The sequence below is a fragment of the Kribbella sp. NPDC051586 genome (assembly GCF_044453965.1).
Lineage (GTDB): Bacteria > Actinomycetota > Actinomycetes > Propionibacteriales > Kribbellaceae > Kribbella.
In genome coordinates this window covers 203,811-225,616 of the sequence record NZ_JBITDF010000006.1, presented here as the reverse complement: position 1 = coordinate 225,616, position 21,806 = coordinate 203,811, and the positions used below count along the sequence as shown (strand labels likewise).

Below are 21,806 nucleotides of genomic sequence, written 5' to 3'. Positions count from 1 at the left end.
CTCTCGCGTCTCAGTCCCAGCTGAGTCCGCTCGAGGACTGGTACTCGATCACCCGGGTCTCGAAGAAGTTCTTCTCCTTCTTCAGGTCCATCACCTCTGACATCCAGCCGAAGGGGTTCCGCGTTTCACCGAAGATCGGATCGAGACCAATCTGTTCTGCACGGCGGTCGGTGATGAAGTGCATGTACTGCTCGCAGAGCTCCGCCGTCAGGCCGAGCATGCCGTCCGGCATGGTGGACCGGCCGTAGGCGACCTCCAGCTCGCACGCCTCGGTCAGCATCTGCCGGACCTCCGCCTGGAACTCGGCGGTCCACAGGTGCGGGTTCTCCTGCTTGATCTGGTTGATGCAGTCGATGCCGAAGTTCAGGTGGATCGACTCGTCGCGCAGGATGTACTGGTACTGCTCGGCGATGCCGACCATCTTGTTCCGCCGGCCGAGCGACAGGATCTGCGCGAACCCGGTGTAGAACCACATCCCCTCGAACACCACGTAGAACGCGATCAGGTCGCGCAGGAACGCGGTGTCGGCCTCCGGCGTACCGGTCCGGAAGTCCGGGTCCTCCAGGTGCTGGGTGTACTTCAGGGCCCAGGCGTCCTTGTCGGAGATCGACGGCACCTCGCGGTACATGTTGAACAGCTCGCCCTCGTCGAGTCCGAGCGACGTGCAGATGTACTGGAAGGTGTGCGTGTGCACGGCCTCCTCGAAGGCCTGGCGCAGCAGGTACTGGCGGCATTCGGGGTTGCTCAGCTGGCGGTACACGGCGAGGACGATGTTGTTGGCGACCAGGGACTCCGCGGTGGCGAAGAAGCCGAGGTTGCGCTTGAGCATCAGCCGCTCGCCGTCGGTCAGGCCGTCCCGGGACTTCCACAGCGAGATGTCGGCCTGCATCGACACCTCGGTCGGCATCCAGTGGTTGTTGCAGCCGGCAAGGTACTTCTCCCAGGCCCACGTGTACTTCAACGGCAACAGCTGGTTGACGTCGGCGCGGGCGTTGATCATCGCCTTGTCGGCGACCTCTATCCGGGCCGCTCCAACGGAAATGGTGCTCACTGGCACGCCTCGCAGTCAGGGTCGTCGATGGAGCAGACCGCTCCGGTGGGCTCGGGCAGCACTGACGAGACCGCGTTGAGTCGGCCGTCCGTGCCTTGCAGCGTGGACTTCTCGACGTGGGTTGCCGACTGGGAACGCAGGTAGTAAGTCGTCTTGAGGCCGTAGCGCCATGCCGACCGGTACAGCTCGTCGAGCCCGCGGCCCGACGGCTTCGCCATGTACAGATTCAGCGACTGCGCCTGGTCGATCCACTTCTGCCGGCGCGAAGCCGCCTTCACCAGCCACTGCGGGTCGATCTCGAACGCCGTCGCGTACAGCTCGCGCAGATCCGCCGGGATCCGCTCGATGCCCGCCAGGACACCGTCGTGGTACTTCAGGTCCGACACCATCACCTGGTCCCACAGCCCGCGCGCCTTCAGCTCGGCGACCAGGTAGGGATTGGCAATGGTGAACTCCCCGGACATGTTCGACTTCACGAACAGGTTGCTGTACGTCGGCTCGATCGACTGGCTCACGCCGCAGATGTTGGAGATCGTCGCGGTCGGCGCGATCGCCATCACGTTCGAGTTGCGCAGGCCGTCGCGCAGTACCTTCGCCCGCAGCGCGTCCCAGTCCAGCCGCCTGCTGTCGTCGACGATCACGTCGCCGTTGCGGGCGGCCGTCAGCAGTTCGAGCGAGTCGATCGGCAGGATCCCCTTGCTCCACAACGATCCCTCGTACGTCGAGTACCGGCCGCGCTCGGCGGCGAGATCGCTCGACGCCTCGATCGCGTGGTAGCTGATCTGCTCCATCGACGTGTCCGCGAACTCGACCGCGGCGTCGGACGAGTACGGGATGCGCAGCGCGAACAGCGCGTCCGCGAAGCCCATCAGCCCGAGGCCGACCGGACGGTGGCGCTGGTTGGCCCGCTCCGACTCGGGCGTGGTGTAGAAGTTCACGTCGATGACGTTGTCGAGCATCCGGACCGCGGTCTTCACCGTGTCGCGGAGCAGCTCGGCGTCGAGCCCGTCCGCGGTGAGATGCGCGACCAGGTTGACCGAGCCCAGGTTGCAGACCGCGGTCTCCTCGACCGTGGTGTTGAGGGTGATCTCGGTGCACAGGTTCGACGAGTGGACGACGCCGTCGTGCTGCTGCGGCGAGCGCAGGTTGCAGGCGTCCTTGAACGTGATCCACGGGTGCCCGGTCTCGAACACCACGGTCAGCATCCGCCGCCACAGGTCGACGGCCTTGACCCGCTTGAAGACCCGGATCTCACCACGGTCCGCCGCGGCCTCGTACCCGGCGTACGCCTCGGCGAAGGCCGTCCCGTACAGGTCGTGCAGATCAGGCACTTCGTCCGGCGAGAACAGCGTCCACTCGCCACCGGCCTCGACCCGCTGCAGGAACAGGTCAGGCACCCAGTTCGCCGTATTCATGTCGTGCGTGCGGCGCCGCTCGTCGCCCGTGTTCTTCCGAAGGTCGAGGAACTCCTCGACGTCGATATGCCAGGTCTCCAGGTACGCACAGACCGCGCCTTTGCGCTTGCCACCGTTGTGAGCCAATCCGGCGACTGTCATGTAGGACTCGTCGATATCGACCTCGAGGTCGTGCACGACCGGAACCATCGGCGTCCTGCGGACCTCGCGCACCCGGGAGAAGACCATGCCTTCGTGTGTGATCCAGTTGAGCTTCTCGACCGGTGTCACGCCCAGCACCTCGGCGATCCCAGGGACCGCCGGAATGCGGAGATCGGAGGCGTGCGCCGGCTTCGAGAAGGCGATCTCGGAGCCGTCCGAACGACGTCCGACGTGCTCACCTTCGCGAATCCGGAACTGGCCGGCGGTGGGAACCCCCAGACGGAGCAGTTGGTAGCGCATGCCGCTGGCCAGACCCTGCGAGGTGCTCGTGAAGTAGATCTCCTTCCCGCGTGAGATGCCGCCGTCCGTTTCGAGCAGACCACGGATGAGTGCGCGAGTGTGGGTGAGTGGCAGATGCGCCAGTCGCCGCGCGATGCGCTTGGAGTGCGTGTCGTCGTACAGGTCGTCGTACGTGAACGGCAACGTCGGCTCGCCGGGGCCTGCGATCTGGCCGGTGAGTGAATCCCGGCGAGGGCCTCGTCCGGCAGCCCAGTGGATCTGCTGGTAGGCGCCACCGCGACCGGTCTCCCAGAAGTGGATCGACCGGGCCGCGAGGTAGGCGCGAACGAAGGGGAGGTGCGTGTCGCGCTGTGGGTTGCCGGACACGCCCCACTGGTTCCGGTCCTTCGACAGATGTCCGTCGCCGAGCAGGATGCCGTACAGCCGCGCGTCGTCCTCGGTCAGATCCCGGACCGGGACGATCTCCTCCGGTACGACCTGAGCGATGTAATCCCCTTTGCTGAGCATGCCTGCCTCGACCCATCCGGCGGTGGCCTTGCCGTTGTCGAGCCACCGGTAGGTCCGCTCGTTGCTCTGCTCCATCGGAACACCTTGGATCGCGTAGAACGGGTGTCCGGCGGTTACCAGCAACGGGTCGACCGAGTGCTTGACGTCGACCTCGACCATCGGACCGTCCTGGTCGTATACGAAGGTCTTCGTCACCTCGCGATACCGGCCACTCGCGCCGAGGACCAGGTCACCGACGACGATGTCACTGATCGGCTGTGCACCCGCGGCGGTGTAGACGAGGGTCTCGGGGCCGAAGCACTGGTTGACCGCGACCGCCGTGTCGTTGGCGATCTTCAGGAACGGGACGATGCCCTGCGACTCGCCGTTCGTGCCGCGGATCTTCGCGCCGATGCCGCGGATCGGGGTCCAGTCGTTGCCGAGGCCGCCGGAGTACTTGGCGAGGAGCGCGTTGTTGCGGATGCCGCCGAAGATGCCGGCCAGGTCGTCCTCGACCGTGGTCAGGAAGCAGGACGAGAGCTGCGGCCGGGTGGTTCCGGAGTTGAACAGCGTCGGCGTCGACGACATGAAACGGAACGAGCTGAGCAGCTCGTAGAACTGGATCGCCCGCGCCTCGCGGTCGTCCTCGCGCAGTGCCATGCCCATCGCGACCCGGAGGAAGAACGCCTGCGGCAGCTCGTACCGGACCTTGTCGATGTGCAGCAGATACCGGTCGTAGAGCGTCTGCAGGCTGAGGAACGTGAAGTCCAGATCGGCCTCGGGCCTGATCGCAGCGGCGAGACGATCGAGGTCGAAGGTGCCGAGCTCGGGGTCGAGCTGGCCGGCCTCGATCCCGAGCTGGATGTAGCGCGGGAAGTAGTCGACGTACGCCTCGGCCATCTCGGCCTGGCTGGCCTCTCGCGGCTGGCCGTGGACGCGGCCCAGCGCCTCGCGCCGGATCTGGTCCAGCAGCAGCCGGGACGCGGCGAAGGTGTACTCCGGCTCGGTCTCGACGAAGCCGCGCGCGGCCATCACCAGCGCGAGCTCGACCTCGTGCTGGGCGATGCCGTCGTAGCAGGCGCCGAGCGTCTCGTTGAGGATCAGCTCGGGATCGACGGCGTCGAGTCCGGCCGCCGCCTCCGCGACGATCACCCGCAGTCGGTCGACGTCGAGCGGGGACCGGCTGCCGTCGGCCGCGCGGACAGTCAGCGACGGCTTCGCCGTGACGCCGGCCGGGTCTGCAGGGGTGCGGGCCTTGGTCCGCTCCTCGCGGTACAGCACGTAGGCGCGGGCGACCTGGTGCTCGCCGGCACGCATCAGCGCCAGCTCGACCTGGTCCTGGACGTCTTCGACCTGCACGCTGCGGCGACCTGTGTGATGACGGCCGCGGCTGGTCAGGGCTCCGACGACCCGGCCGGTCAGGTCGGTCACCAGGTCGCGGACCCGATGGGTGGCACCGGCGTCGGCGCCCTCGACCGCGAGGAACGCCTTCGTCACGGCGACGGAGATCTTGGTGGCGTCGAACGGGGTGCTGCTGCCGTCGCGACGGATGACGGTGAGCTCGATCGGCTGGTCCGCCGCGGTCCCTGACGACGGGGACGGGGATGCTGCAGCCGTTGAGGAAGCAAGGGTCACAGGTGTGCTCTCCACAAGAGTTCGGAAGCCTGGGACCACGCGAGCAGGCGCACGACGGGACCGGCAGCACCGGCCGGAACACTGCCGTCACGCCCTGCGACCCACCCGCGAGATCTCGGACCGCATGCACCGGCGGTGCATGCGCCGGCGGCAGGTATCCGGACTCGCGGACGCCTCTCGACAGCACGTCCGCTCACCGTTGCGGGGCAGCTCCGGATTCGCACCGGATTCCCCTGTTGCCTCGAAGTGGCCCACATCTTGTGGTGTGGACCGCTCCGAACCACCAGCAGTAGTGATGCTAGGTGGAGAGATCTAGATCTTGTGGTAGCGCCACGCCGCGAGTCGCACATCTTGTGGTCCGCCGTCTCACGCCGCGACCGCGTAGAGATCCTGGAGCGTCATGATCTCCGAACCGTGGTGGATCAGCTCGCGATTCAGCCGCAGCACGACATGACCGAACGGCTCGCCGGCGTCGAGTTCGTTGGCCTGGCTCAGCCCGATCGTCATCACCTCGTCCTCGTCCAGGGCGGCGATCGCGTCGCGCCAGGCCTCCACCCAGTAGGTCAGCCAGGCCACCGCGTCCCGCGCGTTGCCGTGCAGGTTGATGTCCTGGCGCCCCTGCTGGCTGGCGCCGAACGTCCATTCCCAGCGCTCGAAGAACGTCTCGGTCAGGTGGGCGATCAGCCAGGCGATCGTGCGTGGGCCGCGGTGGTCCGGCTCGTCCGGCCACTGCGCGACCCACTCGCCGGACCCGAGTGACCGGAAGTGGCCGGTGTAATGCCGCCGGACGACGGTGAGCGCCTCGCTGCTCGGTCGCCAGAAGTACTGCTCGTCGGTCAACTGCGCGAGCCGGCCGGACAGCACCATCCAGCTGAAGCCGAGCTGGCCGCGCACCATGGCCATCGCCGACGGCCGGTGCAGGATGTCCCAGTCGAACGCCTCCGACATCACATCTCCCCTGTACGATCGAACATATGTTCGAATTCTTGCTCGCCGGGGAGACGAAAGTCAATTCACTGGTGTGTCGGTTCTGGCCTCGCCGGGACAGGTCTGCTAGGTGGCTCGATCCGGGTGTCGGCGGCCGGGCTGGCGAAGCGGCGTTCGAGCAGGGTGAAGGCGTCGATGAGCTCGGGCGCCTCGTAGACGCGGTTGCGGCGGCCGTCGGTGACCTCGCGCAGGATGCGTGCCTCCACCAGCCGGGCGAGACCCTGGTTGGCGGCCTGCTGGGAGCGGGCGATGAGCTGCGCCGCGGCCGCGAGCGTCAGGACGGGCGCAGCGGGCAGCGCCTCGATCAGGAGCTCGGTCGCGGAGCCGGCCCGGATCGGCGCGGCGCGTTCCCGCCAAGCAGCCTTGAGATCGACGGCAGCCTGCTCGAAGCGGGCGGCCTCCGCGGTCGCGTGCGTGCAGGCCAGCGCGAACATCCGCAGCCACGGGTTCGCGGCGGCGCGAGCCTTCGGCGTCGTCGCGCGTCCGACGTACCGGAAGGCGGTGAGGCTGTCGACGTACTCCGCTGCGTGCGTCGCGAGCGAGAGCGAGACCGGTGGCACCGTGCGGGTGACCAGGCCTTCGGCGCGCAGGATCAGGTGGATCAGCGCGCGCCCGGTCCGGCCGTTGCCATCGGCGAAGGGGTGGATGGTCTCGAACTGCGCGTGTGCGATCGCCGTCTTCGCGAGCACAGGCAGCCGCGACTCGCGGACGAACGTGACGAGGTCCGCGAGCAGCTCCGGGATCAGCTGCGCCGGCGGCGGGACGTAGTACGCCTCGGCGGGGGAGCGGCCGCCGATCCAGTTCTGCAGGTAGCGGATCTCGCCGCCGTACTCCGAGACCGCCGACTGCGCCATCAGCCGGCGGTGCGCTTCGAGCAGGTGGTCGACCTCGAGCTTGTCGCCGGCCTGCACGGACTCGGTCACCCAGGTCATCGCGTCGACCGCGCCGAGCACCTCCTCGGCCGTCACGTCCTGCGTCCGCTCCCGCAGTACGTCGGCCTTCAGCAACCGTCTCGCGCCGACGACGAGTCCTTCGATGTGCGAGGACCCGACCGCCTCGGCCCGGAGCAGGAGCCGCGCCAGGGCCTCGCTGTTCGTCAGCACGGCCGCGGTCGCGTCCAGCCGCGCCAGATCACCCGCGGCGTCCTCGAGCACCGCGAGGACGTCCTCGCTCAGGTCGAACTCACGCCCGACCAGCGGGTCGGGGAAGTACAACTCGTACGACCCGCCCAGCCGCTCCGCGCGGGTGAACCCGTCCGGATGCCCGGGCCACCGATGCAACTCGACCCTCGCCATACCCTTATTCAACCTTATCCACAAACCTTGAACAAGACCTGTGGATGGGAGCGTGCCCGCCTGTGGACCTCCTTGTGGGCAAACTGCTGGTTGTGACTCTTGACGCGCAGACGCAGGAAATGGTGGCCGCCAACGAAGCCGATTGGGACGCCCGGGCTCCGCTGCACGCGGCGAGTGACTTCTACGACCGGCCTGCGGAGTTCTGGTTCGCCGACTACGAGTGGCAGGATCTCGGACCGCTCGAGGGCCGCGATGTACTGCATCTGCAGTGCCATCTGGGCACCGAGACGATCGCGTTCGCCCGGCGGGGTGCGCGGACCAGCGGGCTCGATCTGTCCGGCGAGTCGTTGGAGGCCGCTCGGGGGATCGCAGCCGATGCCGGCGTCGAGGTCGATTATCTGCACGCGAACGTGCACGACGCGGTCGACGCTGTCCAGGGCCGGCAGTTCGATGTCGTCTATACCGGCAAGGGCGCGCTCTGTTATCTGCCTGACCTGAAGCAGTGGGCCGACGTCGTGCACGACCTGCTCAAGCCTGGCGGCGTCCTCTACGTCGTCGAGTTCCACCCGTTGCTGAACGCCCTTCGGGAGGTTTCCCTCCCTGGCGAGAGCGAGGACCTGGTCCTTCGCGCCGACTACCTCGAAGGTCGCGGACCCATCGCCCACGACTCCACCGTCACCTACACCGGCGACGAGGTCCCCGGCCGCCAGACCAGCTACGAATGGCGCCACGGCCTCGGCGAGATCACGACCACCCTGGCCGCGACCGGCTTCCATCTGACGACCCTGCGCGAATCCGAAGTACTCCCATGGCCCCGCTGGCCATCCATGCAACAAACTTCCGAAGGCTGGTGGCGCCTCCCGGACGATGCTCCCCGCATCCCGCTCCTCTTCGCCCTGAAGGCAACCAAGCGATGAGCCGCAGCGAACGCGAGCAAGACCTGATCGCCTACTACTCGAACGAGCTCCGGGCGCGGACCGACCGCGCTCTGCCCGAGCCGCGGATCGCCCGTCGCGCCGCCTTCCTCACTCGGCTGCGCGACGAGGGCCGCCATAGTGTCATCGAGCTCGGCTGTGGTCCCGGACGGGATGGGGAGGCCATCGCCGGTGCTGGTTTCGCGTACACGGGCGCGGATCTCTCGCCGGCGAGTGTCGAGGTGTGTCGGTCGCTCGGGCTCGATGCTCGGGTGGCGTCGGTGCTGGAATTGCCGTTCGAGGACGGGACGTTCGACGCCGGGTGGACGATGAGCACGTTGTTACACGTCGCGGACGAGGATCTGGATCAGGCGTTCGGTGAGATCGTGCGGGTGTTGCGACCGGGTGCTCCGCTGGCGATCGGGCTGTGGGGGAGTGCGCACGGCGGCGAGCACGTCTGGGAGGACGGCAGGGGCTATGGGCCCGGGCGGTTCTTCAGCATTCGCACCGACGAGGGACTGCGTGCGGTGCTCGAGCGGTACGGCGCGGTGGAGGAGTGGGCGACCTGGGACGACGAGAGCGCCATGCACTACCAGTGGGCCGTGATTACCGTTTCTTAGTGCCGCGGAAGGCCACGAAGATGAGGGCCACGCCGAAGGCGGCGACGATGGGGCCGACCGTGGCCCAGAGGGTGCTGCCGGTCATGGAGCTGCCTTTGAGGTAGCCGAGGCCCTGGAGAGTCCAGACGCCGCCGATCGCGATCAGGAGGGCGGCGATGGCGCTGGCGACGAACTTTCCCATACGGCGAGGTTAGCCGAGGAGTTCTTCGCAGAGGGTCACGAGTTGGCGGCGGAGCGGGCGGGCCCGGTCGGCGAAGGTCCGTTGGGCGGCTGTGTACTCGGCTTTGCCTTCAGGAGTCTCGATGCGGACAGGCGCGTAGCCGAGGGTAGCCAGGTCGTACGGCGAGGCCTGCATGTCGAGGGTGCGGATGTCGCGGGCGAGCTCGAAGCAGTCCAGCAGCAACGCGCTCGGGATGAAGGGCATGAGCTTGGACGCCCATTTGTAGAGATCCATGTTGGCGTGCAGGCAGCCGCCCTGTTCCAGCGCCGGCTGGGACTCGCGCGTCGGCTGGAGGACGTTCAGCGGCCTGGCGGGAGTCGTGAAGAACCGGAAGGCGTCGAAGTGCGAGCAGGCGACCTTGTGCGATTCGACCACCCGGTCGGTGCCCTCGGCCCCTAATCGCAGCGGCCACTTCTCGTGCCGTACGTCGGACGTCCGGTAGACCATGGCCCACTCGTGCAGACCGAAACACCCCAACTGCGGTTGCCGGTCGAGCGTCGCCGCGAGCAGCCGCCGGATCCACGCGATGTTGTCCGCACGCCGCGTGATCTCGGCGGGATCGAGCGACGCCACCCCGTCGACCACCACATACCCCCGGCGGTCGCCGTACGACGATGCGTCCAGGAGCCGCACCCCCGGGCCGGGGTGCCAGATGCGGAGCTGGTTCGGACGAGTGGAGTAGTAGGTGAAGAGGAAGTCCTCGACCGGATGGGCCTCACGGCGCTGACGACGATCGAGATGCCCGGACACCAAGGCGTCGGCGCGGCGGGCGTGGCCCTCGGCGTACGACGACCACTCGGCGAACGTGAGTGTGGTGGTCATAGGTCCAGGGCGAAGGCGTACAGATCCACGCCGGGGATGGGAGCCCAGTCGCGGTCGGGGAGGCGGGTGAAGCCGAGGCGTTCGTAGATGCGGTGGGCCGTGGTCATGTAGGTGGCGCTGCTCATCACCACGCGGTGGAGGCCTTGTTCGCGGGAGCGCTCGATGCAGCGTTCGGTCAGAGCGGTGCCGATGCCGAGGCCGCGCGCCCGGCCGGCGACGCCGAGCATGCGGAACTCGCCCTCGTCGTCGAGCCCGATCTCCCGGTAGACCGAGCCGACCGGGCAATAGGTCACCGTCCCCAGCAGGCCGGATCCGTCGGCGGCGACCCACAGCTCTGCCTTCGCCGCGCGATCGGCGGCGGCACGCAACGTCATCGCGTACTCACCACGGACGAAACCGTCGTGCGAGTACGCCTCCACAGTCAGCTCCCCGACCGCGTCGTACTCCGACGGAACAGCCAGGCGGATCTCGGAAGTCACCAGCTAACTGTCTCATCAAGCGCCACCGGTAGGCTCGGCCCGTGCGTATCGCCAGATTCTCTGTGGACGACGAGCCGAAGTACGGCGTCGTCGAGACCGACGACCCCGAGGGACTCGTCGGGACCGTCAACGTTCTCGACTCGGATCCGCTCTACCGGCCGGTCCAGTTCACCGGGGAGCGGTTGCAGCTCGCCGACGTCCGGCTGCTCGCGCCGGTGATCCCGCGCAGCAAGGTGGTCTGCGTCGGGCGCAACTACGCGGCGCACGCCCAGGAGCTGGGCAACGACGTGCCGACGCAGCCGATGATCTTCCTGAAGCCGAACACGAGTGTGATCGGCCCGCGGGACGGCATCGTCTACCCCGAGCAGACCAGCGACCTGCACTTCGAGGGCGAGCTGGCGATCGTGATCGGCCGGATCTGCCGCGACCTGCCCAAGGAGCGGGTCAACGAGGTGATCTTCGGCTACACGATCGCCAACGACGTGACGGCGCGCGACCTGCAGAAGACCGACGGGCAATGGGCCCGGGCCAAGGGGTACGACACGTTCTGCCCGCTCGGCCCGTGGATCAGCACCGAGCTCGACGCGTCCGACCTGCGGGTCAGTACCGAGCTGAACGGCGAGCTGAAGCAGGACGGGCGGACGTCGCAGTTCATCTTCGACATCCCGGAGGTGCTGGCCTACATCACCTCCTTCACCACGCTGCTGCCAGGCGACGTGGTGCTCACCGGCACCCCGGCGGGGGTCGGCCCGATGCTGCCCGGTGACGAGGTCTCGGTCAGCGTCGAAGGCATCGGAACTCTGACGAACAAGGTGATCGTGCGTGACTGACCGCCCCGATACCCACGTACTGGGCGACCTCGAGCCGAGCCAGGTGCGGGTGCGCTTCCCACCGTCGCCGACCGGCCTGCTGACCGTCGGCAACATCCGCAGCGCCTTGTTCAACTGGGCCTTCGCCCGGCACTACGGCGGCAAGCTCGTGCTCCGGATCGAGGACACCGACACCGCGCGCAACACCGAAGAGGGCTACCAGTACACCTACGACTCGATGCGCTGGCTCGGCCTGACCTGGGACGAAGGCCCCGAGGTCGGCGGCGGCTACGGGCCCTACCTGCAGTCCGAGCGGATGGAGGTGTACGCCGACGTCGGCACCAAGCTGCTTGCCGCGGGCAAGGCGTACCACTGCTACTGCTCGCAGGAGGAGCTCGACCAGCGCCGCGAGGCGGCCCGCACGTCCGGCCAGCACAGCGGGTACGACGGTCACTGCCGCAACCTCGACCCCGAGCAGATCCAGGCGTACGTCGACGAGGGTCGCCGGCCCGTCGTGCGGCTGCGGATGCCGGACCGCCCGATCGTGTTCGACGACCTGGTCCGCGGCGAGATCACCTTCCTGCCGGAGAACCTCGGCGACTACGTCCTGGTCCGCGCGAACGGCTACCCGCTCTACCCACTGGTGAACCCGGTCGACGACGCGCTGATGGAGATCACCCACGTACTGCGCGGTGAGGACCTGCTCTCGTCGACGCCGCGGCAGATCGCGCTGTACGAGGCGCTGGCCGAGATCGGGATCGGCGGCGGCCGGACGCCGCGCTTCGGGCACCTGCCGATGGTGATGGGCGAGGGCAACAAGCGGTTGTCCAAGCGCGACAAGGGTTCCGGCCTCGGTGAGTACATGCAGCGCGGCTTCCTGCCCGAGGGCCTGCTGAACTACCTGGCCCTGCTCGGCTGGTCGATCGCCGACGACCGTGACGTGTTCACGATGGACGAGATGGTGAAGGCCTTCGACGTCCGCAAGGTGAACTCGAACGCGGCCCGCTTCGACCCGAAGAAGTGCGAGGCGATCAACGCCGCGCACATGCGGATGCTCGCCCCGGACGACTTCGCGCAGCGGATGGTCCCGTTCCTGGCCCAGGCCGGGATGCTGCCGGTCGAGCCGTCCGCGGATCAGCTCGCCGTGCTGCAGGCCGCCGTACCGCTGGTGCAGGAGCGGATGAACACGCTGTCCGAGGCGGTCGACATGCTCGGGTTCCTGTTCGTCGACGAGCACGCGTTCACGATCGACCCGGACGCCGCGGCGAAGGTGCTGGCCGGTGACGCGGGCGCCGTCCTGGATGCTTCGGCCAAGGCGCTCGCTGACGCCGAGTGGACGACCGAGGCGATCGAGGCGGCGTTGCGGGCGTCGCTGATCGACGGCCTGGGGCTGAAGCCGAAGAACGCGTTCGGCCCGGTCCGGGTGGCGATCTCCGGCCGCCGGATCTCGCCGCCGTTGTTCGAGTCGCTGGAGTTGCTCGGCCGGGAGAAGTCCCTGCACCGGCTCGAGCAGGCCCGCCGTACCGTCTCGTCAGCGTCATGACCAGTAAGAACGAGCCGGCCGTCAGTACGCCGTACCTGCGGCTGCTGCGCAACCCCGACGCCCCGAACGGGTACGTCGTCCTCGGCGCGCTGACGATCCTCGTCGGCTGGATGGTCGCGAGCGTGATCATCCTCGGTCTCCAGCAGGCGATCCGGACGGACCCCGAGGGCACGCTGTCCTGGTTCGGGCTGCTGGCGACGAACCTGACGCTGATCGTGCTGATCCCGCTCAGCATGCTGGTCGCGCGGAAGCTCAACCGGCAGGCGCCGGGGCTGCTGTCGTCCGTCGTGGGCCGGCTGCGCTGGCGGCCGCTGCTGTGGTTCGCTGCCGCCGCGTTCGCGCTCGAGCTGATCATGCTCGCGGTGATCCAGTTCGGCGACATCCAGCTCGCCACCGGCGAGCGGCACAGCGGCGGTGCCGCGCCCGACGCGATCGCCGTCATCGTCGTCACGCTGCTGACGTCGACCTTCCAGGCCGCGGGGGAGGAGTACTACTTCCGCGGGTACCTGCTGCAGGCGATGGGCGCGCTGGTCCGCAGTACCGTGATCGTCGTCGCGGTGACCTCGCTGCTGTTCACGGCGGCGCACGGGATCTGGCCGTGGCAGAGCCCGGCCCTGTTCGTCGACCGGCTCGCATTCGGTCTGATCGCCGCGGTCCTCGTCATCCGCACGGGTGGTCTGGAGGCCTCGATCTCGGCGCATGCGGCCAACAACGTGGTGACGTTCGTCTTCGCGGCGCTGACCGACTCCGTCGGCGCGAGCCTCGGCGTGAAGGACGCGCCGTGGTCGCTGGTGACGGTCGACGTGGTGAAGTTCGCGGCGTTCGGAGCGATCGCGTTGGTGATCGCGCGACGGCTCGGCCTGACCGCGGACAACCACAAGAGTCTGGTGTGACGGGAGTGACAACGCGCCGGAGGGGGCCCGTTTTGGTGTCCGGTCCCCGGCTCGGGTAAGCTCTCCGAGCCGGGTTGGTGAGGGCGGAAACAAACTCCCAGCTACGGTGAAATGCCTTTGGGGTATGGGGTAATTGGCAGCCCGTCTGATTCTGGTTCAGTTAGTCTAGGTTCGAGTCCTAGTACCCCAGCGGATTGGACCGCACCGATGAGAATCGGTAGAGTTCAACCTCGTTGCCCGGGCCTTCAGGCTCGGTCGGCAAACCTCTGGCCCCGTTGTGTAGCGGCCTAGCACGCCGCCCTCTCAAGGCGGTAGCGCGGGTTCGAATCCCGTCGGGGCTACCAGAGAACAAGGCCCCCGTCCTGACGGACGGGGGCCTTCGTGCGTTCCCGGCCCAGCATGATCGCAGGCCCACTCTGATCGGCGCCGGAGTGATGCTGTTCGTCTTCCAGTGGCAGTCTCAAGTAGGGAGATCTGTGCGATCCATCATTCTCGATACCGACATCGGCTCCGACGTCGACGACGCCATGGCGCTCGCCCAGTTGATGGGCAGCCCGGAGCTCGACCTGCTCGAGGTCCACACGGTGTACGGCGACACGCGGCTGAGGGCTCAACTCGCGCACAGGTACGCCGCACTCGCGGGGCGCGACCTCCTCGTCGTACCAGGTGTGGCGGAGCCCCTGTCGGGACGTGAGGTGTGGTGGGCCGGACACGAGGGCACGCTGCACGAGGACCTCGAGCGCGAGACCGTCAGCGCGGCCAGTGCACCAGAGCGGCTGATCAAACGGCTACGCGAGCAGCCTGGTGAGCTCGATGTGGCGGCGATCGGTCCGCTGACGAATCTCGCGGCCGCGCTCGCTCTGGAGCCTGGGGCAGCCGGGTGGATCCGGCATCTGTGGGTGATGGGCGGTGCGTTCGGCGCCGAGGCAGTCTCCGAGCACAACTTCAAGTGCGACGACGCGGCTGCCCAGATGGTGCTGACGGCCGGGATTCCGACGACGATCACCGGGCTGGAGATCACGCAGCAGGTGACGATCGAGGCGTCGCGGCTGGAGCGGATCCGGGCCGCTGGTGCTTTGGGTGCGGCGCTCGGCGCGGACATCGAGCAGTGGTGGGCGTACTGGAGTGAGACGTGGAACGTGCCGCATGATCCGGTCGCGGTGCTCGCGCTGAGCCGCCCGGAACTGTTCAGGTTCTCGGCGGCCGGGCGGGTGACGATCGCGGTTGGTGGGGACAACGCGGGACTCAGCACGTTCGTCCCGGATCCTCAAGGAACTGTGCGGGTCGTGACCGGGGTCGATGCCGAGCAGGTCGCCGAGGAGATCACGGCGCGGATCGTGGCCGCGGGGCGGGCATACCTTGCACCTCATGGGGAGATCGATGGCGACGGCTCGTGACGTTGCCGAGCGGGCCGGCACATCCACCGCGATCGTCAGCTACGTCTTCAACAACGGACCTCGGCCGGTGCGAATCCGGGTAGCCTGAACAGATGGCCGTCGAGTTCAACCACACCATCGTGGACTGCACTGACAAGGAAGCATCGGCGCGTTTCGTGGCCGACATCCTCGGGCTCGGGGAGCCGAGCAGTTACGGGCCGTTCGCGGTGGTGCAACTCGGGAACGGCGCCTCCCTGGATTTCGCCGACGCCCACGGACGCCCGCACACCCAGCACTACGCGTTCCTGGTCACGGAGGCGGAGTTCGACCAGATCCACGCACGGATCGTCGAGCGGGACCTGCCGTACTGGGCGGACCCGTTCCACCGTCGCGGACGCGAAATCAACACCAACGACGGCGGCCGCGGCCTCTACTGGAACGACCTCGACGACCACAACCTGGAAATCCTCACAGTCCCTTATGGCGGCTGGCCCTCAACCCGCGAGTGACAGCGTCCTCGCGCCCGCACGGGCGCTGACGGAAAGTCGTTGCGATGCTTGCGCGGGATGACGCCTGAGTTCACGGTTGTCCGGCGATCGGAGCCTGTCTCCGCGCTGCGTAGCCGCCGCGAGGATCCCGCGGCGGCGCTCCTAGCCACACTGCCGTTCAGTGAGGGGCGGACCCGCAGCACTCAGTAAGACCCGACCACGGCCGCTACTGGCGGGCAGTCGAGCGTGTGCCGCCGGGAACCGGCGAGGCTGATGAGTGGTGCAGATCCGCCCCTCGACCCGGATGTCTCCCGCCGCCAAGGATCGTCAGGCCGGTGACGGGCTGGAGTGCGCCGGTCCCGACAGCTCACGCCGTACCGAGAACCCGACGCCGATCAGCACCACGCCCCAGATCAGCGCGGTGACGCCGAGCACCACCGCGAGGCTGACGGCGCCCGCGCCTGGCTTGGCCGCGAACAGCACGCCGATCAGGAGCGACAGCAGTCCGTTCAGCACCAGGAGCCAGCGCGGCATCACCTGCTGACTGCTGAAGGCGCCGGCGAGTTCGAAGATGCCGCGGATGATCAGCCAGATCCCGAGGATCCAGGTCAGCGTCGCCGCGGCCATCCCGGGGCTGGTGATCGCGAAGAACGCCGCGACCAGGGCGATCACGCCGAGCACGACCAGCCAGAGCCGGCTGCCCTTCGACTCGGGCTGGAACGCCTGCACGATCGAGCCGATGCCGTCGGTGAGGGCCCAGAAGCCCCACAGCAAGGCCAGCGCGATCGCCGTATGGATGGGCCACGCGATCGCGAGGATCCCGAAGATCACGGCGATGACGCCGCGTACCAGCAGCATCTTCCAGCCGAGAGTCAGCCAGTCCCGCTCCATGTCGGACCTCCTTGAGGGGCTTTCCTCCTCATGGTGATCCTGGTCGCGCTCCGTGACAACAACGAGCGGAAACCAGCGGAGACTACGAGCGCGACTACTCGGACGCGCGGCGCAGCGCCTCGGAGAGCCGCTCGGCGGCGGCCATCACGGCCGGGGCGTGCATCCGGCCAGGCTGGCGGGACAGGCGCTCGATCGGGCCGGAGACCGAGACAGCGGCGATCACCTTGCCGCTGGGGGAGCGCACCGGGGCGGAGACGGACGCGACGCCCTGCTCGCGTTCGCCGACGGAGTGCGCCCAGCCGCGACGCCGTACGCCGGCCAGTGCGGCCGCGTTGAACGACGCGTTGTGGAGGCCGCGGTGCATCCGCTCCGGGTCCTCCCAGGCAAGCAGTATTTGCGCCGCGGAGCCCGCGGCCATGGTCAACTGGCTGCCGACCGGCACGGTGTCGCGCAGACCGGACGGACGCTCGGCGGCGGCGACACAGACCCGGTACTCACCCTGGCGGCGGAACAGCTGCGCCGACTCACCGGTGATGTCGCGCAGTCGCGCCAGCACCGGCCCGGCGGTCGCGAGCAGCCGGTCCTCGCCGGCGGCGGAGGCCAACTCGCTGAGTCGCGGACCGAGCACGAACCGTCCCTGCATGTCGCGCCCCACCAGCCGGTGGTGCTCGAGCGCGACCGCCAGCCGGTGGGCCGTCGGACGGGCCAGCCCCGTGGCCGCGACGAGACCGGCCAGGGTCGCCGGCCCGGACTCGAGCGCGGACAGAACGAGAGCTGCTTTGTCGAGAACGCCGACTCCGCTAGAGTTGTCCATGAGACGATACTGCCGTCTCGAATCGTGGAACGCAAGTCGCTTCAGCGGCCCAATCGAGAGCACTGTGAGCGAAAGCACGCCACTTCCAATCTCAAAGGAGAGTCTGATGGGTAGGACGTTGTCGGAAAAGGTCTGGGATGCGCATGTCGTGCGCCATGCCGACGGAGAACCCGACCTTCTCTACATCGACCTCCATCTGGTCCACGAGGTGACCAGTCCGCAGGCCTTCGACGGTCTGCGGCTGGCCGGTCGCGGTGTCCGGCGTCCCGATCTGACGATCGCGACCGAGGACCACAACGTCCCGACGTACGACGTGGACAAGCCGATCGCCGACCCGGTGTCGCGTACCCAGGTCGACACGCTGCGGAAGAACGCCGAGGAGTTCGGCATCCGGATCCACACCCTCGGCGACCCGGACCAGGGCGTCGTGCACGTGATCGGCCCGCAGCTCGGACTGACCCAGCCCGGCATGACCGTGGTCTGCGGTGACAGCCACACCTCCACCCACGGCGCGTTCGGAGCGATTGCCTTCGGCATCGGTACGAGCGAGGTCGAGCACGTGCTGGCCACGCAGACGCTGATGCAGGCCCGTCCGAAGACGATGGCCGTCACGGTCGACGGCGTACTGCCGGACGGTGTCTCCGCGAAGGACCTGGTGCTCGCGCTGATCGCGCAGGTCGGCACCGGCGGCGGCCAGGGGTACATCGTCGAGTACCGCGGTGAGGCGATCCGCGCGCTGAGCATGGAAGCGCGGATGACGATCTGCAACATGTCGATCGAGTGGGGCGCCAAGGCCGGCATGATCGCGCCGGACGAGACCACGTTCGCGTACCTGCAGGACAAGCCGCACGCGCCGCAGGGCGTCGACTGGGAAGCAGCGGTCGAGTACTGGAAGAGCCTGGCCACCGACGCGGACGCGACGTTCGACCGCGAGGTCGTACTGCGGGCCGAGGACATCGCCCCGTTCGTCACCTGGGGCACGAACCCGGGCCAGGGCATCCCGCTGTCGGAGCAGGTGCCGTCGCCGGACGACTTCGACAACGAGAACGACAAGGTCGCCGCCGAGCGCGCGCTGGAGTACATGGGCCTGACCGCCGGTACGCCGATGCGCGAGATCCACGTGGACACGGTGTTCCTGGGCTCGTGCACCAACGGCCGGATCGAGGACCTGCGGGCCGCGGCCGGCGTGCTCGCCGGGCGGAAGGTTGCCGAGGGCACCCGGATGCTCGTCGTCCCGGGCTCCGGCCGGGTCCGGCTGCAGGCCGAGGCCGAGGGCCTCGACGCGATCTTCAAGGACGCCGGCGCCGAGTGGCGCGGCGCCGGCTGCTCGATGTGCCTGGGCATGAACCCGGACCAGCTGGCCCCGGGTGAGCGCAGCGCCTCCACCTCGAACCGCAACTTCGAAGGCCGCCAGGGCAAGGGCGGTCGCACCCACCTGGTGTCGCCGCTGGTCGCCGCCGCGACCGCCGTCACCGGGACCCTGGCCGCACCGGCCGACCTGCCGCCCGTCGCCGTACCTGCGAACGCCTGAGGAGCAACGGAATCATGGATGCCTTCACCCAGCACATCGGTACGGCGGCCCCGCTGCGCCGCAGCAACGTCGACACCGACCAGATCATCCCGGCCGTGTACCTGAAGCGGGTCACCCGGACCGGCTTCGAGGACGGGCTGTTCGCTGCCTGGCGCAACGATCCTTCCTTCGTCCTCAACCAGCCCGAGTACGACGGCGTCTCGGTGCTCGTCGCGGGACCGGACTTCGGCACCGGCTCGTCGCGTGAGCACGCGGTCTGGGCGTTGCTCGACTACGGGTTCCGCGTGGTCGTGTCGTCGCGGTTCGGCGACATCTTCCGCGGCAACTCCGGCAAGGCCGGGCTGCTCGCGGCCCTGGTGGAGCAGGACGTGGTCGAGCAGCTGTGGACCACGATCGAGAGCGACCCGGGCACCAAGGTGACGGTCGACCTGGAGAACAAGACGATCTCAGCCGGTGACGTGTCGGCACCGTTCGAGATCGACGACTACACGCGCTACCGGCTGCTGAACGGCCTGGACGACGTCGGCATCACGTTGTCGCACGCGGACGAGATCTCTGCGTACGAAGCGACCCGGCCCTCGTTCAAGCCGGCAGCCCTTCCTGCGAAGGCCTGAAGCTCTTCCGGAGTTGTCGTCCCCGTAACGTTCGGGAGGTCGGGGGCGATAACTCTGGTGTTACCCTTGCGTGGTTGTCAGAACAAGGCTTGCGAGACCAAGGAGGTGGGGCGCTGATGAACACCAAGAGCGAACCCTCCAGACATACCGGTCTCGCTCGACCTTCGGGGGCTTCCTTCCTCTAGCACTGGCAGAGTCTCCAGCAGTTGCGGTCGGGCGGACGTGCGCTCATCACTCACCTGATCCACCGCACCTGGAGGACTCATGTCCGACCTGCGCCTTCGCACGATCCGTGCGTTCAGCCGCACCCCGTCACTGCGTGCTGCCGCTCGCAAGCACGCTGCTGCCGTCTCCGCCGCCGTGCCCGAGCAGGCCGAGAAGCAGTCCCGCGATCCGCAGATGCCCAAGGGGCACAGCGTCGTGGACAGTGCGATCTACTGCGACGGCCGCCGGGTCGCTTCTCCGGATTCGCTCGCCGACACCTACGGCGAGCTGCACCGGGCCCCGCACAGCCTGGCCTGGATCGGCCTGTACCGGCCGGACCGGCGCGAGCTCGCCTCGCTGGCGCAGGAGTTCGACCTGCACGAGTTGGCCATCGAGGACGCCAACGAGGCGCATCAGCGGCCCAAGCTCGAGCGGTACGGCGACACGTTGTTCGTCGTACTGAAGGCCGCGCGGTACCGGGACGCGACCGAGGAGGTCGAGTTCGGTGAGGTGCACGTGTTCGTCGGACCGGACTTCGTGGTGACGGTCCGGCACGCCGAAGCGCCCAACCTGGCAGCGGTACGGCGCCGCGTCGAGCGCGACCCCGAGCTGCTCAGCCGGGGCGCCGAGGCGGTCCTCTACGCGATCATGGACAAGGTCGTCGACGGCTACGCTCCGGTGGTCGCCGGTCTCGAGAACGACATCGACGAGATCGAGACCGAGGTGTTCCGCGGTGATCCGAAGGTGTCGCGGCGCATCTACGAACTCTCCCGCGAGGTGATCGAGTTCCAGCGCGCGACCCGGCCGCTGGTCGGCATGCTCGAGCAGCTGCGCGGCGGATTCCAGAAGTACGGCGTGGACGAGGAACTGCAACGTTCACTGCGCGATGTGGCCGACCACGTCACCGAGGTGGTGGAGAAGGTCGACGGCTTCCGCGAACTGCTGCGCGACATCCTGACGGTGAACGCGACCCTGGTCGCCCAGCAGCAGAACGAGGAGATGAAGAGCCTCGCGATCGCCAGCAGCGAGCAGAACGAAGAGGTCAAGCGGATCTCTGCCTGGGCGGCGATCCTGTTCGCCCCGACCCTGATCGGCACCGTCTACGGGATGAACTTCGACAAGATGCCGGAGCTGCACTGGCAGTACGGATACCCCTTCGCGATCGGCCTGATGGCCTTGGTGTGTGGAGGTCTGCACCAGATCTTCAAGCGCCGCGGTTGGCTCTGAAACCCACCGAATCTCCTCGATCGGGCGAAATTGTGGCCCGAATCGCCTAAAACAAGGCAAATTTGCCGCGTTGGTGTTTGTGCATGGCGGTTTGAGTCCATAACGTTCCTGTGAGATCGAGCGCTGTGCTCGACGCCTACGTTCACGGAGGGAAGCAGTGAACAAGAGCCAGTTGGTCGAAGCGCTCGCAGTGCACTTCGACGGAAACCGCCGCCAGGCCCAGCACGCACTGGAATCGGTGATCGACACCGTCCAGCGTGAGCTGACCAAGAAGGGTGGCAAGGTCGCCATCACCGGTTTCGGTGCCTTCGAGGCCATCGAGCGTGGCGCGCGCATCGTGCGCAACCCGCGGACCGGTGAGACCAAGCGCGCCAAGAAGACCACGGTTCCGAAGTTCCGCGCCGGCGCGGAACTGAAGGCCGTCGTCTCCGGTGCGAAGAAGCTGCCGCGTCTGGTAGTCCCGAAGCCGGCCGCGACCGCCACCAAGGCGGCTGCCCCGGCGAAGAAGGCTGCACCGGCCAAGGCCGCTGCAACCAAGACCGCCGCTGCGAAGAAGACGGTCGCCAAGAAGGCTCCGGCCAAGACGGTTGCCAAGAAGGCGCCGGCGAAGACCGTTGCCAAGAAGGCCCCGGCGAAGAAGGCCCCGGCCAAGACCGTTGCGAAGAAGGCGCCGGCCAAGAAGGTCCCCGCCAAGAAGACCGCGGCGAAGCGTACCGCTCGCTGATCTTCACGCACTGCGGCACCAGTAATACAGCGAAGGCCGGTCACCCCACTCCAGGGGTTGACCGGCCTTCGCCGTTGTTCTGCGCCCGTTGTTCTGCGCCCGTTGTTCTGGGCAACCGTCTAGATCTGGGTCGCGAACTCGACCTTCGTGATCGACAGGTCTGCACCGGATCCGGCGGTCTCGATCCGCACCCGCTGCCCTACTCGCAGATGACGAACCGGGGTGTCGGCGACGGCGTGCACCGTGAACGGGAGCTCGACGCCGGTGTCGGTCAGCACAGCGCCGGAGAACGTCTCGCCGTCGTAGCGGCTCACGGTTGCCTGCATG

The 21,806-nt window shown here is 67.9% G+C and carries 21 protein-coding genes, 2 tRNA genes and 1 riboswitch; of the genes, 13 read left to right on the top strand and 10 right to left on the bottom strand.

Annotated features, from left to right (window positions below; genetic code table 11):
- Positions 1-10: 10 nt before the first annotated feature.
- The 4 genes from ACIA58_RS39115 to ACIA58_RS39100 form a co-directional block, all read right to left on the bottom strand.
- Positions 11-1,051: a ribonucleotide-diphosphate reductase subunit beta gene (locus ACIA58_RS39115; protein ID WP_396408923.1), complete on the bottom strand. Its 1,041-nt coding sequence runs from the start codon at positions 1,049-1,051 to the stop codon at positions 11-13.
- Complete coding sequence (locus ACIA58_RS39110; protein ID WP_396408922.1) at positions 1,048-5,028, bottom strand: ribonucleoside-diphosphate reductase subunit alpha; 3,981 nt, start codon at positions 5,026-5,028, stop codon at positions 1,048-1,050. Before ACIA58_RS39110 ends, ACIA58_RS39115 begins: the two co-directional genes overlap by 4 nt.
- Before the next feature lie 131 nt (positions 5,029-5,159).
- A riboswitch (cobalamin riboswitch) is annotated at positions 5,160-5,328 on the bottom strand.
- A 66-nt stretch (positions 5,329-5,394) separates the two neighbouring features.
- On the bottom strand, positions 5,395-5,976 hold the full coding sequence (locus tag ACIA58_RS39105; RefSeq protein ID WP_396408921.1) for a DinB family protein: 582 nt from the start codon (positions 5,974-5,976) through the stop codon (positions 5,395-5,397).
- A 65-nt stretch (positions 5,977-6,041) separates the two neighbouring features.
- The gene (locus tag ACIA58_RS39100; protein WP_396408920.1) at positions 6,042-7,310 is read right to left on the bottom strand and encodes a Fic family protein; all 1,269 of its coding nucleotides are present in this window, start codon (positions 7,308-7,310) and stop codon (positions 6,042-6,044) included.
- A 92-nt stretch (positions 7,311-7,402) separates the two neighbouring features.
- Between ACIA58_RS39100 and ACIA58_RS39095 the strand changes: the two genes are divergently transcribed.
- Together ACIA58_RS39095 and ACIA58_RS39090 are read left to right on the top strand one after the other, a co-directional pair.
- The gene (locus ACIA58_RS39095) at positions 7,403-8,227 is read left to right on the top strand and encodes a class I SAM-dependent methyltransferase (protein WP_396408919.1); all 825 of its coding nucleotides are present in this window, start codon (positions 7,403-7,405) and stop codon (positions 8,225-8,227) included.
- Positions 8,224-8,844 carry a class I SAM-dependent methyltransferase gene (locus ACIA58_RS39090; protein ID WP_396408918.1) on the top strand — a complete coding sequence of 207 codons (621 nt, stop codon included), beginning with the start codon at positions 8,224-8,226 and terminating at the stop codon, positions 8,842-8,844. Before ACIA58_RS39095 ends, ACIA58_RS39090 begins: the two co-directional genes overlap by 4 nt.
- Here ACIA58_RS39090 and ACIA58_RS39085 read toward each other — a convergent pair.
- From ACIA58_RS39085 to ACIA58_RS39075, 3 genes are read right to left on the bottom strand one after another with little or no spacing between them, the layout of a single operon-like run.
- Positions 8,831-9,025, bottom strand: a complete 195-nt coding sequence (locus ACIA58_RS39085) for a hypothetical protein (protein WP_396408917.1) — start codon at positions 9,023-9,025, stop codon at positions 8,831-8,833. The two genes, ACIA58_RS39090 and ACIA58_RS39085, sit on opposite strands and share 14 nt — an antisense overlap.
- A 9-nt stretch (positions 9,026-9,034) precedes the next feature.
- On the bottom strand, positions 9,035-9,886 hold the full coding sequence (locus tag ACIA58_RS39080; protein WP_396408916.1) for a 3-methyladenine DNA glycosylase: 852 nt from the start codon (positions 9,884-9,886) through the stop codon (positions 9,035-9,037).
- Positions 9,883-10,365, bottom strand: a complete 483-nt coding sequence (locus ACIA58_RS39075) for a GNAT family N-acetyltransferase (protein ID WP_396408915.1) — start codon at positions 10,363-10,365, stop codon at positions 9,883-9,885. Before ACIA58_RS39075 ends, ACIA58_RS39080 begins: the two co-directional genes overlap by 4 nt.
- A gap of 41 nt (positions 10,366-10,406) precedes the next feature.
- On the opposite strand from ACIA58_RS39075, the gene ACIA58_RS39070 reads away from it, so the two are divergent.
- The 7 genes from ACIA58_RS39070 (at position 10,407) to ACIA58_RS39040 (ending at position 15,495) form a co-directional block, all read left to right on the top strand.
- Entirely contained in the window at positions 10,407-11,195 is a 789-nt protein-coding gene (locus tag ACIA58_RS39070; protein WP_396408914.1) for a fumarylacetoacetate hydrolase family protein, read from the top strand.
- Positions 11,188-12,717 carry a glutamate--tRNA ligase gene (gltX, locus tag ACIA58_RS39065; protein ID WP_396408913.1) on the top strand — a complete coding sequence of 510 codons (1,530 nt, stop codon included), beginning with the start codon at positions 11,188-11,190 and terminating at the stop codon, positions 12,715-12,717. The genes ACIA58_RS39070 and gltX overlap by 8 nt, the downstream gene beginning before the upstream one ends.
- Positions 12,714-13,610, top strand: coding sequence for a lysostaphin resistance A-like protein (locus ACIA58_RS39060; RefSeq protein ID WP_396408912.1), 897 nt, complete (start codon positions 12,714-12,716; stop codon positions 13,608-13,610). Before gltX ends, ACIA58_RS39060 begins: the two co-directional genes overlap by 4 nt.
- Before the next feature lie 118 nt (positions 13,611-13,728).
- Positions 13,729-13,800, top strand: a tRNA-Gln gene (locus ACIA58_RS39055).
- A gap of 78 nt (positions 13,801-13,878) precedes the next feature.
- A tRNA-Glu gene (locus tag ACIA58_RS39050) sits at positions 13,879-13,954 on the top strand.
- 132 nt (positions 13,955-14,086) lie between these two features.
- Positions 14,087-15,007, top strand: coding sequence for a nucleoside hydrolase (locus tag ACIA58_RS39045; RefSeq protein WP_396408911.1), 921 nt, complete (start codon positions 14,087-14,089; stop codon positions 15,005-15,007).
- A 92-nt stretch (positions 15,008-15,099) separates the two neighbouring features.
- Complete coding sequence (locus tag ACIA58_RS39040; RefSeq protein WP_396408910.1) at positions 15,100-15,495, top strand: VOC family protein; 396 nt, start codon at positions 15,100-15,102, stop codon at positions 15,493-15,495.
- Positions 15,496-15,801: 306 nt separating this feature from the next.
- Here ACIA58_RS39040 and ACIA58_RS39035 read toward each other — a convergent pair whose 3' ends face one another.
- Both ACIA58_RS39035 and ACIA58_RS39030 read right to left on the bottom strand, forming a co-directional pair.
- Positions 15,802-16,365, bottom strand: a complete 564-nt coding sequence (locus ACIA58_RS39035; RefSeq protein ID WP_396408909.1) for an HdeD family acid-resistance protein — start codon at positions 16,363-16,365, stop codon at positions 15,802-15,804.
- A 94-nt stretch (positions 16,366-16,459) separates the two neighbouring features.
- The gene (locus tag ACIA58_RS39030) at positions 16,460-17,179 is read right to left on the bottom strand and encodes an IclR family transcriptional regulator (RefSeq protein ID WP_130387568.1); all 720 of its coding nucleotides are present in this window, start codon (positions 17,177-17,179) and stop codon (positions 16,460-16,462) included.
- 106 nt (positions 17,180-17,285) lie between these two features.
- On the opposite strand from ACIA58_RS39030, the gene leuC reads away from it, so the two are divergent.
- From leuC to ACIA58_RS39010, 4 genes are all read left to right on the top strand, one after another.
- Entirely contained in the window at positions 17,286-18,710 is a 1,425-nt protein-coding gene (gene leuC / locus ACIA58_RS39025) for a 3-isopropylmalate dehydratase large subunit (RefSeq protein WP_396408908.1), read from the top strand.
- Between the two features lie 14 nt (positions 18,711-18,724).
- Positions 18,725-19,324 (top strand): 3-isopropylmalate dehydratase small subunit, encoded by a 600-nt coding sequence (gene leuD, locus ACIA58_RS39020; RefSeq protein ID WP_396408907.1) that lies wholly within the window; start codon positions 18,725-18,727, stop codon positions 19,322-19,324.
- A gap of 264 nt (positions 19,325-19,588) precedes the next feature.
- On the top strand, positions 19,589-20,755 hold the full coding sequence (locus ACIA58_RS39015) for a magnesium and cobalt transport protein CorA (RefSeq protein ID WP_396408906.1): 1,167 nt from the start codon (positions 19,589-19,591) through the stop codon (positions 20,753-20,755).
- Between the two features lie 157 nt (positions 20,756-20,912).
- A complete protein-coding gene (locus ACIA58_RS39010; RefSeq protein ID WP_396408905.1) occupies positions 20,913-21,479 on the top strand; it encodes an HU family DNA-binding protein in 567 nt (188 codons plus the stop codon).
- A 119-nt stretch (positions 21,480-21,598) separates the two neighbouring features.
- On the opposite strand, the gene ACIA58_RS39005 is transcribed toward ACIA58_RS39010, so the two are convergent.
- Positions 21,599-21,805 (bottom strand): hypothetical protein, encoded by a 207-nt coding sequence (locus tag ACIA58_RS39005; RefSeq protein WP_396408904.1) that lies wholly within the window; start codon positions 21,803-21,805, stop codon positions 21,599-21,601.
- Between the last annotated feature and the right edge of the window lies 1 nt (position 21,806).